The 17,340-nt window shown below is 76.7% G+C and carries 15 protein-coding genes; 9 read left to right on the top strand and 6 right to left on the bottom strand.

Translation table 11 applies throughout. The features are described from left to right. The 5 genes from RM780_RS05535 to RM780_RS05555 form a co-directional block, all read right to left on the bottom strand. Positions 1 to 2,769 carry a serine/threonine-protein kinase gene (locus tag RM780_RS05535; protein ID WP_311629341.1) on the bottom strand — a complete coding sequence of 923 codons (2,769 nt, stop codon included), beginning with the start codon at positions 2,767 to 2,769 and terminating at the stop codon, positions 1 to 3. A gap of 112 nt (positions 2,770 to 2,881) precedes the next feature. After that, positions 2,882 to 4,189 carry a hypothetical protein gene (locus tag RM780_RS05540; protein ID WP_311629342.1) on the bottom strand — a complete coding sequence of 436 codons (1,308 nt, stop codon included), beginning with the start codon at positions 4,187 to 4,189 and terminating at the stop codon, positions 2,882 to 2,884. Between the two features lie 210 nt (positions 4,190 to 4,399). Next, positions 4,400 to 5,467 carry a glutamate ABC transporter substrate-binding protein gene (locus tag RM780_RS05545; RefSeq protein WP_311629343.1) on the bottom strand — a complete coding sequence of 356 codons (1,068 nt, stop codon included), beginning with the start codon at positions 5,465 to 5,467 and terminating at the stop codon, positions 4,400 to 4,402. 29 nt (positions 5,468 to 5,496) lie between these two features. After that, a complete protein-coding gene (locus RM780_RS05550) occupies positions 5,497 to 7,074 on the bottom strand; it encodes a hypothetical protein (RefSeq protein ID WP_311629344.1) in 1,578 nt (525 codons plus the stop codon). 337 nt (positions 7,075 to 7,411) lie between these two features. Then, on the bottom strand, positions 7,412 to 8,386 hold the full coding sequence (locus tag RM780_RS05555; RefSeq protein WP_311629345.1) for a mechanosensitive ion channel family protein: 975 nt from the start codon (positions 8,384 to 8,386) through the stop codon (positions 7,412 to 7,414). 293 nt (positions 8,387 to 8,679) lie between these two features. Between RM780_RS05555 and RM780_RS05560 the strand changes: the two genes are divergently transcribed. The 8 genes from RM780_RS05560 (at position 8,680) to RM780_RS05595 (ending at position 15,649) form a co-directional block, all read left to right on the top strand. Continuing rightward, on the top strand, positions 8,680 to 9,216 hold the full coding sequence (locus RM780_RS05560; protein ID WP_311629346.1) for an HNH endonuclease: 537 nt from the start codon (positions 8,680 to 8,682) through the stop codon (positions 9,214 to 9,216). 257 nt (positions 9,217 to 9,473) lie between these two features. Beyond that, positions 9,474 to 9,716 carry a hypothetical protein gene (locus RM780_RS05565; protein WP_311629347.1) on the top strand — a complete coding sequence of 81 codons (243 nt, stop codon included), beginning with the start codon at positions 9,474 to 9,476 and terminating at the stop codon, positions 9,714 to 9,716. A gap of 10 nt (positions 9,717 to 9,726) precedes the next feature. After that, positions 9,727 to 11,877, top strand: a complete 2,151-nt coding sequence (malQ, locus tag RM780_RS05570) for a 4-alpha-glucanotransferase (protein WP_311629348.1) — start codon at positions 9,727 to 9,729, stop codon at positions 11,875 to 11,877. Positions 11,878 to 11,911: 34 nt separating this feature from the next. Further along, entirely contained in the window at positions 11,912 to 12,160 is a 249-nt protein-coding gene (locus RM780_RS05575) for a hypothetical protein (RefSeq protein WP_311629380.1), read from the top strand. 28 nt (positions 12,161 to 12,188) lie between these two features. Further along, positions 12,189 to 12,713, top strand: a complete 525-nt coding sequence (locus RM780_RS05580; protein ID WP_311629349.1) for a CchlQ — start codon at positions 12,189 to 12,191, stop codon at positions 12,711 to 12,713. Positions 12,714 to 12,823: 110 nt separating this feature from the next. After that, on the top strand, positions 12,824 to 13,516 hold the full coding sequence (locus RM780_RS05585; RefSeq protein ID WP_311629350.1) for a DUF2271 domain-containing protein: 693 nt from the start codon (positions 12,824 to 12,826) through the stop codon (positions 13,514 to 13,516). 19 nt (positions 13,517 to 13,535) lie between these two features. Then, positions 13,536 to 14,447 carry an FAD:protein FMN transferase gene (locus tag RM780_RS05590; protein WP_311629351.1) on the top strand — a complete coding sequence of 304 codons (912 nt, stop codon included), beginning with the start codon at positions 13,536 to 13,538 and terminating at the stop codon, positions 14,445 to 14,447. Further along, entirely contained in the window at positions 14,444 to 15,649 is a 1,206-nt protein-coding gene (locus RM780_RS05595; protein ID WP_311629352.1) for a ferric reductase-like transmembrane domain-containing protein, read from the top strand. The genes RM780_RS05590 and RM780_RS05595 overlap by 4 nt, the downstream gene beginning before the upstream one ends. Positions 15,650 to 15,664: 15 nt before the next feature. On the opposite strand, the gene RM780_RS05600 is transcribed toward RM780_RS05595, so the two are convergent. Continuing rightward, on the bottom strand, positions 15,665 to 16,528 hold the full coding sequence (locus RM780_RS05600; protein ID WP_311629353.1) for a helix-turn-helix domain-containing protein: 864 nt from the start codon (positions 16,526 to 16,528) through the stop codon (positions 15,665 to 15,667). A 159-nt stretch (positions 16,529 to 16,687) separates the two neighbouring features. On the opposite strand from RM780_RS05600, the gene RM780_RS05605 reads away from it, so the two are divergent. Further along, positions 16,688 to 17,290 (top strand): NADPH-dependent FMN reductase, encoded by a 603-nt coding sequence (locus tag RM780_RS05605; RefSeq protein ID WP_311629354.1) that lies wholly within the window; start codon positions 16,688 to 16,690, stop codon positions 17,288 to 17,290. Positions 17,291 to 17,340 lie beyond the last annotated feature (50 nt).

Here is a 17,340-nt window from a genome sequence, read left to right on the forward strand (position 1 = left end):
TCACACCCAGGTCCTGGGGCGGAAGCGGTTGGCCGCCTCCACCAGTTCGGTTCGTTCGCTGCTGGTCTGCGCCAGCCGGGCGAGCCGCCGGAAGGAGCGCTCCAGGCCCTCCCGGATTCCGGTCTCGTCCAGCGGCGCTCCCAGCAGCTGCGGTCGGGTTTCGGTTTGCTGCTGGAACTGTCCCGCGGGGTGGGACAATACCCAGTCCAGCGCGGAACCGAGCACTTCGCAGGACAGTCGTTCGGCCAGTGACGGTTCCAGCCCCGCCGCACGCAAACTCGACACCTGCGCCCCGGCCGCCAGCAGGTCCGGCAGCAGGTCGTCCTCGGGGGAGCGCTGCCGCAGCCGGGCCCGGACGGCGGCCACCCGGGCTGCCGTCCAGTGGGCCGAGGTCTCCGGCACCGACTCCAGGGCAGCCACCGCCCCGCCCCGGTCGCCCGCCGCCAGCCGCACCCGGGCCAGGCCGAACCCGGCGCTGACGTGGCTGGGGTCGGTGACCCACACCAGTTCGTAGTAGTCGGCGGCGTTGTCGAGCTGCCCCAGCACCTCGGCGCACACCGCCAGGGCCAGCTTCGGGGCCAGCTCGCCGGGGAACGCGTCGTACACCGCGTCGAAGGCGTGCGCCGCCGTCTCCCAGTCCTCGCCCGCCAGCGCCGCCAGCCCCCGGTACCAGACGACGCGCCAGTCGCTGCCGTGCCGGTCGCCCAGCGCGTCCGCGGCGGCGCGGGCCGCGGCGGCGGCCTCCTCGCCCGGCGTCTCCAGGTGGGCGCGCAGCTCGCGCACCCGCAGCTCGACCGAGTCGGCCGGGGCGGAGCGCAGCGCCGTCAGCAGGTCGGCCGGGGTGGTCGCCACCAGCCCGGCCAGGAACCCGGCGTTCGGGTCCGCCGGGTCCACCCGGGGCACGGGCAGGGCCAGCGCCACCTGCCGCACGTCCGGCGGCACGGTCTGGGGCGCGGCCGGGAACGGCGGCGCCGCGGGCTGCGGCGGGCCGCCGGGCGCGGGCGGGGCCGACGGCACCGGCGGGGCCTCGACGGAGACGCCCGGCCCGGCGGCGGCAGCGCCCGGCTCCCGCGAGGAAACGGCCGCGGCGGAGGAGGCGGGAACGCGCGAGGCCGTGGCCGCCCCGGGACCCAGCCGCCGGGGCACGGCCGCCCCCCGGCGCCGCCCGGCAGAGGGCAACAGCCGCAGCCGCCCCGGCTCCCGGGCCCCCAGCAGCGACACCGGCCCGCGCCGCCGCGGCACCAGCTCGGTGTCCACCACCCGCACCTCCGAGCCGAACAGCGGCGAGAGCGCCGGACGCGGCTGCCCCGTGCGCATCGCCACGACCTCCCGCAGCACGCCCATCAGCTGCTCGGCCATCTCCTGCGCCGAGGCGAACCGCCGCCACGGATCGGGGTCGGTGGCCCGCACCAGCAGCCGGTAGAAGGACTCGTAGCGGCGGAAGACCTCCACGTGCTCCGGCTCCGGCAGGCTGTCCGCGAAGACCGTCGTGTAGCCCTGGAAGTCGAACGTCAGCACGGCCAGCGTCCGCGCCACCGTGTAGAGGTCGGAGGCCACCGAGGGGCCCAGCTCCGCGACCTCGGGGGCCTGGTAGCCCACCGTGCCGTAGATGGCCGACTCGTGGTCGTCCATCCGCCGCACCGCGCCCATGTCGATCAGCTTCAGCCGGTCGTCCTGCTGGATGGCGTTGTCCACCTTGAAGTCGCAGTACAGCAGGTTGCGGCTGTGCAGGTACCCCAGCGCGTCCAGCACCTCGATGCCGTAGGCGCAGGCCTGCTCCACCGGCAGCGGGTCGCGGCGGTTGTCCGGCGTGCGGCGGGCGTTGGCGATCTCCTTCAGGGACTTGCCGCCCACGTACTCCATGACGATGTAGCCGTCCATGGAGCCGGTGCGGGCGTCCAGGCGCTCCACGAAGTTGTAGATCCGCACGATCGAGGGGTGCTCGATCTCGGCCAGGAAGCGCCGCTCGGAGATGGCCGCGGCCATCGCGTCCTCGTCCCCGGTGTCCAGCAGGCCCTTGAGCACCACCCAGCGGTCGGAGACGTTCCGGTCGATCGCCAGGTAGATCCAGCCCAGGCCGCCGTGCGCCAGGCACCCGGCCACCTCGTACTGCCCCGCGACCAGGTCGCCCGGCTGGAGCTTGGGAACGAAGGAGTACGGGTGCCCGCAGCGGGTGCAGAAGCCCTCGGTGCGCCCCGGGTGCCCGCCGCGGGCCCGGCCCACGGGCGCGCCGCAGTCGCTGTTCCCGCAGAACCGCTTGCGTTCGGGGACCTCCGGGTTCTCCAGCACGTCGGAGAGCGGGTCGGGCCGCGGCACCCCGGGCATCTTCACCAGCCCCGCGCCCAGCCGGGACCGCCCCGAGCCGCCCGTGCCGGAGCTGCGCACCGACAGCGCCTGCCCCTGCCCGCCGGGCACGCCCGCCTCGTCGCGCGAGAGCCGCCCCGAGACGGAGCGCCGGGAGTGCCGCGAGCGCGCGGAGGCGCCCGAACTCGCGCTGTCCTGCCGGGCCGCCACGCCGGTCACCTCGGTGGCGGTGGAGCCGATCAGGCCCCGCGGGGAGACCACGGGGGCCAGGCCGCAGGTGTCGCAGTACAGCTCGCCGTCCCCGAAGTCCTCGTAGCCGCCCGCGCAACCGGGTCGCTGGCAGGGCCGGGCGGCCGGGTTCTCCCCCGGACCCCAGCCCGGCCCCCATCCGGGAACGCCCTCCTCCGGGCCGGGCCCGGCAACGTCCTCGCCCAGACCGGGGGCGCCCTCGTCCGCTCCGCTCACCGCGTTTCCCCGTTCTCCCGCAGGCTCCGCCTGGGAGTGCCCCCGTCTCTGCCCGCGCGGCACAGTGCGCCCATCGTCCTCCTGTGCGGCCCGGAAGCCACGCGTACGCCGCTCACCGTTCGTCCTCCTCGCCGGCCCGCCCGGAGCCCTCGCCGTCCCGGCCGGTCTCCCCGGGGGGCTCCCGGTCGGCCTCCAGCGCCTCGGCCACCGCGCGCCGGTAGCGCAGCACGGCCCGCTCGGCCGCGCGCAGGTCGCACGGCGCCGTCCACAGCAGCCGCCGCGCCAGGTCGTAGCGTTCCACCAGCATCGGCTCCGCGGCCCTGCCCCCGCGGGCCGCCGCGGCCTTCGCGGCGTCGAGCCGCCCGCGCAGCTCCGCGCGCACCGCCAGGGGCTCGGTCACCGCGGCCAGCGACGCGCGGGCTCGTTCCAGCTCCTCCTCGGCCCGGCTCTCCAGCGACTCCAGCAGCGGGGAGAGCCGGTGCCACTGCGAGCGGCGCCGGAACTCGGCCGCCGCGGCGAGCTGTTCGTGCAGCGCGCTGGCCGGCCCGGAGACGGCCGGCACCTCGGAGGCCGCGATCTTGGCCAGCACCTCGCCGCGCGCCAGGCGTGCCTCGGCCAGCGTGCGGTCGGCGCGGGAGAGGATGTCGCGCAGCCGGATCAGCCGCTCCTCGGCGTCCTTGCGGACCCCGATCACCGCCTCCACCTCGCGCCTGATGTCGTCCAGGGCGCGGGCGGCGTCGTCGTAACGCCCGGTGTCGGGCCGTCCGCCGCCCGGCGCGCTGCTGCCTCCCGCCGGCCGCCAGAAAGCCAGCGGGTCCGCGATCACCTCGGCCCGCAGTCCGGTCAACTCCTCGGTCACCCGTTGGAGTTCGTCCCCGGCCGGGTGGGCGCCGGGACGCACGCCGACGGAGTGGGCCAGGGCGCTGAGCCGGTGCAGCTCGGCCGCGAGCAGGTCTATCCGGGCCGGGAGCGCCGACCAGACCGCGTCGGCGGCGGCCACCAGGTCGAGCACCTCGGCGTAGCCGGAGTTCATCCGGTCCACCAGCTCGGGCCAGCCCAGCCGCTCGGGCTCGCCGGAGGGCCCGGGCACCGCGAGATCAGCGCCGTGCAGCAGGCGGGCGAGGCGGTCGAGGACCTCCCGGCCCGGCTCGCGGCGTTCGGCCCGCAGCTCCTGCGTCTCGTGCAGCGCGGCGGTGCAGGCGTCGAAATACGCCCACAGCAGCGGCACGGTCCGCTCGGCGCGCGCCCAGCGCTCGCGGGTGAGGCCGGTCAGCTCGGCGCCTTCGAGGAGTCTGCGTCCCGCGTGGTCCTGGAGGGCGAGAAGGGAGGACTCGATCGCCTCGTGCTCCGCGGCGAGCCGCGCGAGCGCGCGGTCCGCCTCCTCCGGGCTGAGCACACTCCCGCCGGGATCCGGGACCATCGCTCTCCCCTCTGTCGTTCGCGCCGTGCCGCGGGGTGCCGCGCCGTGCTGGGTGATGCGTTGCCGTGGGCCGGCCGTGGAAGCCGGCTGTCGTTCGCCTGTCGTTCGTCGTCTGTCGTTCGTCGTCTGCCGGGTGTCGTCCGCCGCCGTCCGCCGGGACCCGGGCGGATTCCTTCCCAGAACCCGCGGCCGGTCACCGGTCAGTTTCGATCACCGCCCGTACCGTGCCTCCGGCGGGTCCGGCGCGGGGCTGCCCTCGGGGTAGAGGTTGCCCTCCAGCCACTCGCGGGCCGCCGCCTCCCAGCCGCCGCCGGGCGCGCGGTAATCCTCCAGCACGGCGTTGACCCAGCGCACGAGGTCCACGTCCTGCCGGTTCATCGCCACCCCGTACCACTCGCGGGTCAGCGGGGAGCCGACGAGCTGCATGGTGGGGTCCTGCGCCACGTGCCCGGCCGCCAGCGCGCTGTCGGTCATCAGCGCGTCGGCCAGGCCGAGCTGGACCCGCACCAGGCAGTCCAGGTGGTTGGGCGCCGTGGTCACCTCGGCCCGGAACCGCTCCCGCGCGCCGCGCTCGGGGTCCATCAGCAGCTCCAGCGCGGTGGAGCCGTCGGCCGCGCACACCCGCCGGCCGGCGAGCGTCGCGTCGTAGCCGGTGACCTCCGAGCCGCGCGGGGCCAGTAGCTGCTGCCCGGTCTCGAAGTAGGCGGTGGAGAACGCGACTTCCTCCCACCGGGAGCAGGTGATGGACATCGTCCTGACCACCATGTCCACGCGCCGGCTGGTCAGGGCCTCGGTGCGCTCGGAGGTGGGGATCGCCAGGTAGACGATCTCCGGGTCCTCCTCGTCCAGGACGTCCTGCGCGATGGCCCGCACCAGGTCGATGTCGAAGCCGGCGATCTCGCCGTCCTCGGGGGAGCGGTACCCCCACAGGTAGCTGTTCTGGTCGATCCCCACCTTCAGCCGGCCGCGTTCCCTGATCCGCTCCACCGCCTCGCCCGGCATCCGCTCGGGCGCGTAGCTGCGCAGCGCCTCCTCGGCGGGAACGCCCGCGCACGCGCCCGTCGTCACGTGCTCGGCCCGCGTCACCGCCGCGCTGCCCGGCCCGCCCGCCGCGGCGGGATCCCCCGGGCGTTCCGGCAGGGCGGTCACCAGCACCCCCACCGCGAGCGCCAGCCCGGCGGCGGCCACGGCCAGGGCCCTCGGCTCACGGCGCCCGCGCCCCGCCGTTGTCCTGCGCCTCCCGCGCGTCGCGGTCCTGCGCGTCGCGGTCCTTCGCATCGCGCGCTCTCCCCTCGCCGTGCCCGCCCTCACCGGTACTCCGACAGCCGGCGGCCCACACCGAGGGCCGCGCCCGCCGCCGCCAGCAGCGCCAGCACCACCGCGGCCGAGCGCAGCCCGCCCAGCGCGCTGCGGCCGTCGCGCACCGCCTGGCTCAGCTGTTCCTTCTCGTGCTCGACGGCGGTCGACAGCGCCCCGTTGGCCGCCTCGAAGCTGTTGCCCGCCGAGTGGGTGGAGCCGATCACCGCGCCCAGCGCCCGCTCGTAGTCGCCCTCGTCCTCGATCGCGCGGGCCCCGTCGTGCCGCATGCTCCACTCGGCGACGGCGTCGATCGCCGCCTCCACGGGCTCGCGGCCCTCGCGGTCGTCGGCCAGCGCCCGCGCCCGCTCCAGCAGGGACCGCGGGCCCTCGGCGACCGCCGTCATGTGCGTGCCGTAGCTCTCCTCGAAGTCGTCGTTCGCGCCCCGCATCACCAGGTGCATGCTCTCGTTGCCGCGGGCTTGCAGGGCCTCGGTCCAGGCCGCGTTCAGCACGGCCAGCGACCGGCCGGCGTTCCGGTCGGCGTCGCCCAGGGCCGCGCGGGCCATCGCGTGCGCGCCCAGCAGCCAGCCCAGCAGCACGACGGCCGCGGCGGTGGCCGCGACCAGGCCGGGGCTGAAGACGCGGTTGGTGCGCACGAAGTGGCGCCGCTGCGCCCAGACCAGGGCCGCCAGCGCGACCAGCCCGAGGGCCAGGGCCAGGCGCGGCCACGTCCTGGCCCGCTCCAGGTCCTGGGCGAGCCGCTCCTGCTCCAGCTCGTAGAGGCGCCTGGCGGTGCTCAGCAGGGAGTCGTCGCCCGCCTGCATCACGTCGTTGGCGTACCGCAGGTAGGCGCCGCCCAGGGGGAGGCCCTGCCGGTTGATGGCGCGGGCGGTCTCGACCAGGCCGGTGTAGTAGGGCAAGCCCTCGTTGAGGCGCTGGATATGACCCCGGGCCTCGGCCGAGCCGGTGCTGCTCGCGGCGGCGGCGGCCAGCAGCCGGGAGGCTTCGCGGATGTCCTCCTCGTACGCCGCGCGCAGCTCGTCGCGGTCCCGCAGCTCGCCGCGCGGGCCGTCCGCCTCCTCCTGGCCGGGCTCCTCCTGCCGGGCGGTGTCGCAGGCGGCGGCCTGCGCGCCGGGCCCGTAGCAGGCCAGCACGCCGGCCGTCACCTCGGTCCCGGCCAGGAACTCCACTGCGGCCGTGGTGTTGGCGTCGGCCAGCAGGCGGTAGATCTCGGCGGCGTCCGAGCTGAGGACGCGGCTGCCGGTGGCGGCGGCGTCGGCGGCGTCCGCCCGGTAGGAGATCTCCCAGAACGCGACGGCCCCGAAGACCAGCAGCAGTCCCGCGAGCAGCCCGCCGATGGCGCGCAGCCGGCCGGGCTCGGTGCGGGAGGCCGCCCGCAGCCGGGCGGCGCCCTCGACGAGCGCGCTGCGGCGGCGCGGCGGCTCGGGCGCGGGGGGAACGTCCGGCCGGGCCGCCGCGTTTCGGCGGGGCTCGTCGGCGGCTGCGCCGGGGGCCGGCCGCGCGGGAGGCGGCGGGACCCGCGCCCCGGGCCCGGCGGGCGGGGGCGCGATCGGCGGCTGACTCACGTTCCGGGCCCTCCCCACTCACGACTGCGGCACGGGCCACGGCCAGCAGTATGCCGTTGCGGCGAGGCCCGCAGGCAGCCCCTGCCGGGATCTTCTCGGCGTCACGATCCGGGGACGGACATCGGCCCCCTTCCTGGCAGAGACGCACCGGCCCACGCGGGGGTTCCCGCGTTTCTTCACTTTTCCTGTCGGCCTGTCAGAGCCGCGCGGCCGGGCGAGAGGGCAGGCGGAACGCGCCCCGCCGGGGCCCTCGGGGGCGAGCGGTCCCCTGGGGCGACCGGCGTCGCGCCGTGACCCCTGCGACGGCCGGTCCGGGCCCCGTCGCTCGGGGGCCCCGTCAGGGCGCGGCGGGGCCCGGGCCCGGCGGGGGCTGCTGGGGCGGGGCCGTGTCGGCCGCCGCCGTGGCGGCGGGGGAGGGGCCGCCGGACGCGGGCTTGGGGGCGGGCGGGCCCCCGGAGGCGACGGGGCCAGCCGCCGGGTCGGCCTGCGGCACGCCGGCCGCGTCGAGCATCCGCTTGACGCGCCAGCGCAGCTCGCGCTCCACCTGCGGCGCCTTGCCCGGCTGGGTCTTGACCGTCGCCTTCAGCACCACGGACTCGGCCGTGACCGCGTCCACGCCCAGCACCTCCACCGGCTCCCACAGCAGCTCGTCGAACGGGGGGGTCCGGGCCAGCTCCTCCCCGGCCCGCGCGATCAGCTTCCGAACGTGGTCCAGGTCGGCCTCGGCCGCCACCGGCACCTCCAGGACGGCCGTGGCCCAGCCCTGGCTGAGGTTGCCCACGCGCTTGATCTCGCCGTTGCGCACGTACCAGGTCTCGCCGTGGTCCCCGCGCAGCGTCGTCACCCGCAGCCCGATCTCCATGACCGTGCCGGTGGCCTCGCCCACGTCGACCGTGTCGCCGACCCCGTACTGGTCCTCCAGCAGCATGAACAGGCCGCTGAGCACGTCCGCGACCAGGCTGCGCGCGCCGAAGCCGATCGCCACGCCCGCGATCCCGGCGCTGGCCATCAGGGGGCCGAGCTGCACGCCCAGCTCGTCGAGGATCATCAGCGCCGCCGTGCCGAGCACCAGCACCGAGGCCGTGCTGCGCAGCACCGAGCCGATGGTCTCCGAACGCTGCCTGCGCCGCTCGGGGTTGACCAGCAGGCCGCCCAGGGGCGCGTTGCGCCGCCGCTCCCCGTCCTCGCGGCTGAGCCGGCCCGTCAGCCGGGTGATCGCCCGCCGCACGAGGAACCGCACGGTCCACGCGGTGGCCACGATCAGCACGATCCGCAGCCCGGAGGCCGCCCAGTCTTCCCAGTTCTCACCCATCACGGACCACGGTATGCGGCGGTGCCGCACGGGCGTTCAAGCGGTCCGGCGAGCGGGAAATGATCGACCGAGACCCTCCCCCGGACGGGCTAAAAGGCGCCGTCCCGCGCGCGGAGGGCCGGGAGGGCGGCGCCGTGACGGGAGTGCGGGAGGAGAAGGGAGAAACGGATGTGGTCAACGACACAATCAGTACATTTCGCGATCGTGGTGGCGCCGGTGGCGCCGGGCGGGACACACTGAGGGAGATCGTCCCGGCGCGAGCCACGTGCCGCCGACGGAAACGGAGGGCGTTCGTGCCACACGTCTTGGTCCTCAATGCCTCGTACGAGCCGCTCGGCGTCGTACCGGTCCGCCGCGCGCTCATCCTGCTGCTGAACGACAAGGCGGTCAGCCTGGAGAACTCCGAGGCACTGATGCGCAGCTCCACGCACGCGATACCCGCCCCGAGCGTCGTCCGCCTCAAGCGCTTCGTCCGCGTCCCCTACCGCACCGCCGTGCCGCTCACCCGCCGGGCGCTGTTCGCCCGCGACGGAGGCCGCTGCGCGTACTGCGGGGGCGTCGCCACCAGCGTCGACCACGTCATCCCGCGCAGCCGCGGCGGCCAGCACGCCTGGGACAACGTCGTGGCCGCCTGCCGAAGCTGCAACCACATCAAGGCCGACCGGCACGTGGCCGAGCTGGGCTGGCGGCTCCGACATACGCCGGGCCCGCCGACGGGGCTGGCCTGGCGCATCATCGGCACCGGCCACCGCGACCCCCGCTGGCTGCCCTACCTGCGGCCCTACGGCGCCGACGACGCGCTGGCCCGGATCGAGGGCAGAGCCGGCTGAGGCCCAGGTGACGCCCGTTCCGGCGACGCGCCCCCCTGACGCCCGGGCCTCGCGGCGAGGTCCCCCGCCGTCGACCGGGCCCCCGGCCGGCGCGCCGGACCGCAAGAAAGCGGACCGCGACCGGCCGCCACAAGAGAATTTTCCGTCTTCCGCCGCGTGAGGTGTGTCGCTTTCCCGTCGCGCGGCAGGGGTGCCATGGAGTTGACTGGGTAGGAGCACGTACCGAGTCCGCAGCCGTCGACGAACGGAGTGCCCCCATGGCCGGAGCCGCACCGACCGACCTCGACCCAGCCGCGCCCGCCCTCCGCGCCATCCCCCGGGCGCCCGGGGCCGGGGAGGCACCGCCCCCGGACGCCCCCGCCCTGATCCCGATGCCCACCAGGGAACGCCCGCTGACCAGCGAGCCCCCGCCCCGCGAGCTGGCGCCGCTCACCTCGGAGCAGCCGCTGGGCGCGGACGCCCCGCTGACGGCGGAGGCGCGGGCCGCCGAGGGCTGGTAGCGGCGCCCCCATGGAGCGGCTGTCGCGCCTCGCCGCGGCGCATGGCGTCGCCACCTCCTACGAACTCGCGCCGGGCCGCCGGGCCCAGGTCCCCAAGGACACGGTGGCCGCCGTCCTGGCCGCCCTCGGCGTCGACCCCGAGGGCCCCGCGCCCGAGGCCCCCCGCGGCGGCCCCACCCCGAGGCTGCTGCCCCCCACCGTCGTCCACCGCGCCGGGCCCGGCGGCCCGCAGCCCCCGCCGCCCGTCCCCGCCGGCACCGTCCTGACCGTCGAGCGGGAGGACGGGCGCGCCGCCCCCTGGGGCGAGCCGCTGCCGCCCGGCTGGCACGGCCTGCACGCCCGCGCCCCCGACGGCCGCACCGCCCGCGCCACGCTGATCGCCTGCCCCGCCCGCCTCCCCGACCCGCCGGGCGGCCGGACCCACGGCCTGATGGTCCAGCTCTACTCCCTGCTCTCCGCCCGCTCCTGGGGCATGGGGGACCTGGTCGACCTCGCGGACCTGGCGAGCTGGGCCGGCCACACTCTGGGCGCGGGGTTCGTGCAGGTCAACCCGCTGCATGCCGCCGTCCCCGGCGCCCGCGGGCGCCCCACCGACCCCTCCCCGTACCGGCCCGGCACCCGCCGCTTCCCCGACCCGGTGCACCTGCGGGTGGAGGACATCCCCGAGTACGCCTACCTGGACGCCGCCGCCCGGGCCGAGGCCGCCCCGCTGCTGGAGCGGGCCGCGGCGCTGCGGGCGGACGTTCTCGACAAGCGGCTGCCCATCGACCGGGACGCGGTCTGGTCCCTCAAGCGCCGCGCCCTGGAGCTGGTGCGCCGCGTCCCGCTCAGCCCCGGGCGGGCCGCCTCCTACTGGTCCTTCCTCGCCGAGCAGGGCCAGGCCCTGGAGGACCACGCCACCTGGTCCGCGCTCGCGGAGCTGTACGGGCCGGACTGGCGCACCTGGCCCACCGGCCTGCGCAACCCGCGTTCCCTGGCCACCGCCCGCTCCCGCGCCGACCACCTGGAGCGCATCGACTTCCACAGCTGGCTGGCCTGGCTGACCGACACCCAGCTCGCCCGCGCCCAGCGGGCCGCGCGGGCGGCCGGCATGCCCATCGGGCTCGTCCACGACCTCGCCCTGGGCGTCCACCCGCACGGCTCGGACGCCTGGGCCCAGCAGGACGTGCTGGCCGCCTCCATGTCCACCGGCGCGCCGCCCGACGCGTTCAACGAGCGCGGCCAGGACTGGGGCCTGCCGCCCTGGCGCCCCGACGCCCTGGCCGAGCGCGGCTACGCGCCCTACCGGGAGCTGCTGGCCGGGCTGCTGCGGCACGCGGGGGCGCTGCGCGTGGACCACGTGATGGGCCAGTTCCGGCTGTGGTGGATCCCGCAGGGCGCGGCGCCGAACGAGGGCACCTACGTCCGCTACGACGCCGAGGCGATGCTGGCGGTGCTCTGCCTCCAGGCGCACCGCGCCGGGGCGGTGGTGGTCGGCGAGGACCTGGGGACGGTGGAGCCGCACGTGCGCACCGACCTGGCGGAGCGGGGGATCGTGGGCACCTCGGTGCTGTGGTTCGAACGCGATGCGGAACGCCGTCCGGAACGCTCCGCCGAACGCCCGTCCGAGCGCCGTCCGGACCGGGGCGCGCCGCGCCGCGCCGGCCGCTCCAAGCCGCACCCACCGCACCCGCCGCTGCCCGCCGCGCGCTGGCGCTCCGGCTGCCTGGCCACCGTGACCACGCACGACCTGCCGCCCACCGCCTCGCGCCTGGACGCCTCCTTCGTGCGGCTGCGTGCCCGGCTCGGCCTGCTCGACCCGGCCACCGACCCCGCCGAGGCCGAGCGCGCGGCCCTGGCGGAGAGCGCCGAGTGGCTGGAGGTCTTCGCCGGGCTCGGGCTGCTGCCGCCCGGGGCCGGCGAGGAGCAGCGGATCGCCGCCGCCTACCGCTTCCTGGCCCGCACCCCGGCCCGGATGGTGGGCATCTGGCTGCCCGACGCGCTCGGCGACCGCCGCCCGCAGAACCTCCCGGGCACCACCCGCGAATACCCCAACTGGCGCCTGCCGCTCGCCGACGCGACCGGCCGCCCCGTCACCCTGGAGGAGCTGACCGCCTCCGAACGCGCCGCCTCCCTGATCCGCGCCGTCCGCGACGAGCTGGCCCGGACGCCGGGGCGCTGACGGGGGCGCGCGGGGCGTTCGTTACTGTGGTCCCGTGGCCAACGAGAACTCCCCCCGCAGCCTCCGGCGCTCCGCCGCCGCGACGGCCGTCACCACCACCGTCGGCGCCGCGCTGCTCACGCTGCTCTCCGCCCCCGCGGCCCAGGCCCTCCAGCGGGACGACGGCGACGACCCCGGCACCGGCCTGAGCGTCGCCGAGACCCTCGGCCTGTTCGTCGTCGCCCCCCTCCTCCTCTTCGCGGTGATCGCCGGCCTCGTCATGCTGAGCGACCGCCGCCGCTGAGCGGTCCGCGAGAGCAGCGCCCCGGCGGATGGACTGGACGCCGCTGATCGCGACTCTCGGCGGGGCGTTCATCGCCTTCGCGGGCACGGTGCTCGCCGACGTGCTGCGGCACCGGGGCGAGCGCAGCCGCAGCGGCGAGGAGCGCTCCCGGGAGCTGTACGCGGAGTTCATCCTCGCGGTGGGCGCCTGCCACGCGCGGCTGCGGGAGCTGGCCTCCCCGGGCCCGGCCGAAGCGGCGCCCGTGCGCGCCGCGTTCGCCGAGGCCGGGGTCTACGAGGCCCGCGAGCGCCTCTACATCGACGGCGCGCCCGCCGTCACGGCGGCGGCCCAGGAGATATTCCGCCGCCTGCGCGAGCTGCGCGACGCGGTCGCCGCGGGGGCCGCGTTCGACTCCCGCCCGTTCCACGACGCCTACCACCCCTACCTGGAGGCGGTCTGGCACTACCGCGCCGAGGTGCGCCGCGAGCTGGGCGCCCGGCCCCTGACCCTGGAGGAGTTCGGCTGGGAGGGCTGGAGCGACCGCGCCACCTGCCCGGTGTGCGGTCCCGCGTAGGCGCCCCGGCGCGGGGGCACGGGCTCGCGCTCCGGGTGGGGGTTGCTGTGCGATATCTTATGGTCATAAGGTCGCGAACAGCAGGGTGCGTTCGAGGAGGGGCCGCAGTCATGCCGGACCGGACCAGTCGGCTGATCCTGCCGATCGTCGTGATCACGGGTGTGGCGGTCACCGCCACCGGGGCCTACCTGGATCAACGGCCCGAGCCGCCGCCCGCCGCCTCGGAGCGGCCCAGGCCGCCGACCACCGCGACGCTGCCGCCCACCGCCGAGAGCACGGGCCTGGTCCGGATCAGCTACCGGCTGCACCGCATCCCCACCCACGCCAGCAACCAGCTCGCCGTCTGGATCGAGGACGCCTCCGGCGCCTACGTCCGCACCCTCTTCGCCACCAGCTTCACCGCCAACGGCGGCTACAACCGCCGCCCCGAGTCCCTGGTGCGGTGGCGCGAGACCTCCGGCTGGGAGTGGGCCACCGAGGAGGAGATCGAGTCCGCCAGCCGCCCCGCCCAGGACAGCGGCGAGCACACCCTCTACTGGGACGGCACGGACAGCAACGGCGTCCCCGTCCGCCCCGGCCGTTACACCTACCGCGTCGAGGGCAACGTCTGGTGGGAGAACCGCGTCCTGTTCACCGGCACCATCGAGATCGGGGACCGGCCGCACGCCTCCGAGGCGGAGGTCGCCTACCTGCCCGAGGCGGCCCGCGAGGAGGCCGTGATGGTGGAGGACGTGCGCGCCGAGTTCACCCCCGGCGAGACGCTGGACCCCGACGACGTCACCACCTACACCCGCGGCTCCTGAGATGCGGGGGGCGGCGGGGGTGCCCGGGGCGCGCGCCCTGCGCGAGCGGCTGATGGGCACCGAGGTGCTTGCCGTCGCCCCGCCCGCCGAGGCCGCCCGCGTCTTCGCGCAACTCCGGGAGGCCGAGCGGATCTTCAGCCGCTTCCGCCCCGGCAGCGACCTCTCCCGCGCCAACGCCGCCGCCGGGGGCGAGCCCGTGCGCGTCTCCCCGCTCCTGCTGGCCGTGCTCGGCGAGGCGATCGGCTACCAGCGGCGCACCGGCGGCCTGTTCAGCCCCTTCCTCGGCGCCGACCTCCAACGCCTCGGCTACGCCGCCGACTTCGCCGCCCTCGACCCCGGCGGCGTCCCCGAGCCCGCCCCGCCCGGACCCGGACCCGACCCCGCCGCGCCCGTGCGCATCGACCACGACCGCGGCACCCTGGGCCTGCCCGCCGGACTCGCCCTGGACCTCGGCGGGTTCGTCAAGGGCTGGAGCGTGCAGCGCGCCGCCGAGGACCTGCGCGCCCCCCGCGCCCTCATCGACGCCGGCGGCGACCTCGTCGCCCTGCGCGGGCCCGAAGGGCCGCCCTGGCGCGTCGGCGTGGCCCACCCGCTGCGCGAACGCCCCGTCGGCGTCCTGGAGTTGCCCCCCGTCGCCGCCGTGGCCACCTCCAGCGTCGCCCGCCGCGCCTGGCGCACCGCGAACGGCCGCCCCCTGCACCACATCGTGGACCCGCGCACCGGCGAGCCCGCCGACTCCGACTGCCTCCAGGCCACCGTCCTCCTGGACGACCTGGCCGCCGCCGAGGTCTACGCCACCTGCCTGACCATCCTGGGCACCGAGAACGGCCCCGCCTGGCTCGCCCGCCGCGACCCGGCCGCCGCCTGGATCACCGTCGACCGCGCCGGCGGGGTACGCCACTCCCCGGGCCTGCCCCTGGAGGCCCCGTGACCCGCCTCGCCGCCCTGATGCTCCTCACCGCCCTGCCCTTCGTGCCCCTGCTGGGCCGCGCCGGGGACATCGGCGACGCCGCCAACCTCACCGGCCTGGGCGGCGCGCTGTGCCTGTGGTGGCAGGTGCTCCTCGGCATCCGGCAGGTCTCCGAACGCCTGAGCGACGACCGGCTCGCGGTCGTCGCGCTGCACCGGTGGCTCGGCGGCTGCGGCGCGTTCCTCGTCCTGCTCCACCCCCTGCTGGAGATGATCTCCCTCCAGCAGGACCTGGCTTACCTGGCCGAACTGGACTTCACCTGGGTCGAGTCGACCTACACCTCGCTGGGCCGTATCGCGCTCGGCCTCTTCCTCCTGCTGTGGCTGAGCAGCACCCTGCTGCGCGCCGCCGTCCGCCACCGCCTGTGGCGCTTCGTCCACTACGTCTCCTACCCGCTGGCCGGCCTGGTCCTGCTGCACGCCTGGGGCGTGGGCAGCTACCTGGCCGAGCTGCCCTGGCTGCGCGCCTACTGGCTCGGCCTGGCCGCCGTCCTCGCCCTGGCCGTGGCCTGGCGCGCCGCCGTCCCGCTGTGGACGCACCGCTACCGGCTGGCCGCCGCCGAGGCCCTGTCCCCGACCGTCACCGAGTACACGCTCGCCCCGGCGGGCCGCGGCCGTGCGCGGGGCAGGGGCCTGCGCCCGCCCCGGCCCGGCCAGTTCTGCTACCTGCGGCTGCGGGCGTTCTCCCGGGCGCACCCCTTCAGCGTGGTGCGGCAGGGCGAGGACGGGCGGCTGACGTTCGCCGTCAAGAGCGCGGGCCCCTTCACCGCCCGGCTGGCCCGCCTCGCGCCCGGCGCCGTCCTGCGCCTCGACGGGCCGTACGGCACCTTCACCCGCGAGGCCCACGAGGACGACCGCCCGGCCGTCCTGGTCGCCGGCGGCATAGGCGTCACCCCTTTCGTGGACCTGGTGCGCCGCCACGCCGGGCCGCACATGACCCTGCGCCACCTCGTCTCCAGCCCCGCCGAGGCCGTCTACCGCGAGGAGCTGCGCGACCGCCTCGGCCCCCGCTACGAGGACGCCTTCCCCCGCGACCTGCCGCTGGACCGCCGCGCCCGCTACTTCGTCTGCGGCAGCCCCGGCTTCATCGCCGCCACGACCGCGCGGCTGCGTACCCGGGGCGTTCCGCGCGAGCAGGTCTTCACGGAGCAGTTCGACTGCTGAGACCGGCCGGGCCGGTCAGGCCGGGACGGCGCGCAGGGCGGCGGCCCCGCGGCCGGTGAGCACGGCCAGGGCCTCGGCCGTGGCGGCGTCGGCCGGAAGGTGGACCCGGATGCGCTGGACGTCGGCGGACAGGTCCAGCGTCTCGTAGGCCAGGCGCAGCTCCCCGGCCTCGGGGTGGGCCAGGCGCAGCTCGCCGGTGGGGCGGGCCGGTCCGGGAACGGCCACCACCCTGCGCGCGAAGGGCGCCCCCACGGTGACCGACAACTCGTCCATGAACTGGGCGAGTTGGCCGTCCGGCGCCAGCGAGCCCTCTTTCAGCGCGGCCACCTGCTCGTCGGCGAGCGCCTCCCAGTCGGGGAACGCCCGCCGCGCGCGTGGGTCCGCGAAGACGAAGCGTGTCAGGTTCGGCCCCGGGCCCTCCAGCAGGCCCAGCGGGGCGGCCAGGGCCCGGAACGCGTCGGTGCATCCGAGGATGTCGTTCACCCGGTTCAGCAGCACGGCCGGGGCCGGCTCCAGGCCCGCCAGCACGGCGCGGACGGTGGGGCGCACGGCGTCGATCGGCGGCCCGGCCGAGGCCGCCGCGCAGGAGAAGCCGTCCGCGGCCTTGGAGAGCCGGTACAGGTGCACGCGCTCCGCCGGGCTCAGGCGCAGCGCCTCGGCCAGCGTCCCCAGAACGGCCGCCGACGGCCGCCGGTCGCGGCCCTGTTCGAGCCGGGTGAGGTACTCGACGCTGACGCCGGCCAGGGTCGCCAGCTCGGCGCGGCGCAGGCCGGGCGTGCGGCGGCGCGGCCCCGCGGGCAGGCCCGCCAGGGCCGGGGTGACGGCCTCGCGCCGGGCGCGGATGAACCTGCCGAGTTCGCTGCCGGGGTCGTGGCTCATCCTCCGAACCTAACAGCAGCCGCCGCGCCGGATCGTGGCCCTGTCCCTACCCGTCTGGGCGCGGCCTTCCCGCCCCCGCGCGGCGGCGGAAGCCTGGGCGGGGCGCGCGGCGGGGGTCACTCCCGGCCGCGCCGCACAGGCAGAGAGGGAGGTACGGCGATGGAGCAACGACAGGGGCTGCGGCTCGCGGTGATCATCGGCAGCGTGCGGGAGGGGCGCGCCGGGCCGATGGTGGCCCGGTGGTTCGCCGGACAGGCGGGCGCGCACGGGGCGTTCGAAGTCGACCTGATCGACCTGGCGGACGTTCCCCTGCCGCTGGAGCTGCCGCCGGTCCCGCCGGCGCTGGAGCCGGAGCTGCCGCGGCCCGCCTCGATGGCGGATCTGACCCGGCGGCTGACGGCGGCTGACGCCTTCGTGGTGGTGACGCCGGAGTACAACCGCAGCTTCCCGGCGTCGGTCAAGGCCGCGATCGACTGGCACTACACCGAGTGGCAGGCCAAGCCGGTGGGCTTCGTCGGCTACAGCGGCGGCAGTGGCGCGGTCCTGGCGATCGAGCAACTGAAGCTGGTCTTTGCGGAGTTGAGCGCGCACGCGGTGCGGAACTCGGTCTGCTTCCCGCGCTACTACCTGCTCTTCGGCGAGGACGGCGCGCTGAAGGACCCCACGGAACCGGAGGCGGCGGCCACCACGATGCTGGAGGAGCTGCGCTGGTGGGGGGACGTCCTGGCCGGCGCCCGCCGCGACCGGCCGCTGACCGCGTAGGCGGCCACCGGAGGGAAGGGCCGGGCGGCGAGCGCCGCCCGGCCCTTCCC

The sequence above is a fragment of the Streptomyces boetiae genome (genome assembly GCF_031845405.1).
Lineage (GTDB): Bacteria > Actinomycetota > Actinomycetes > Streptomycetales > Streptomycetaceae > Streptomyces > Streptomyces boetiae.

Coding starts and splice junctions, on each gene's coding strand:
- RM780_RS05540 (WP_311629342.1), bottom strand. CDS start 4,189: ATGGTCCCGGATCCCGGCGGGAGTGTGCTCAGCCCGGAGGAGGCGGAC.
- RM780_RS05545 (WP_311629343.1), bottom strand. CDS start 5,467: ATGCGAAGGACCGCGACGCGCAGGACCGCGACGCGCGGGAGGCGCAGG.
- RM780_RS05555 (WP_311629345.1), bottom strand. CDS start 8,386: ATGGGTGAGAACTGGGAAGACTGGGCGGCCTCCGGGCTGCGGATCGTG.
- RM780_RS05565 (WP_311629347.1), top strand. CDS start 9,474: ATGGCCGGAGCCGCACCGACCGACCTCGACCCAGCCGCGCCCGCCCTC.
- malQ (WP_311629348.1), top strand. CDS start 9,727: ATGGAGCGGCTGTCGCGCCTCGCCGCGGCGCATGGCGTCGCCACCTCC.
- RM780_RS05580 (WP_311629349.1), top strand. CDS start 12,189: ATGGACTGGACGCCGCTGATCGCGACTCTCGGCGGGGCGTTCATCGCC.
- RM780_RS05585 (WP_311629350.1), top strand. CDS start 12,824: ATGCCGGACCGGACCAGTCGGCTGATCCTGCCGATCGTCGTGATCACG.
- RM780_RS05600 (WP_311629353.1), bottom strand. CDS start 16,528: ATGAGCCACGACCCCGGCAGCGAACTCGGCAGGTTCATCCGCGCCCGG.
- RM780_RS05605 (WP_311629354.1), top strand. CDS start 16,688: ATGGAGCAACGACAGGGGCTGCGGCTCGCGGTGATCATCGGCAGCGTG.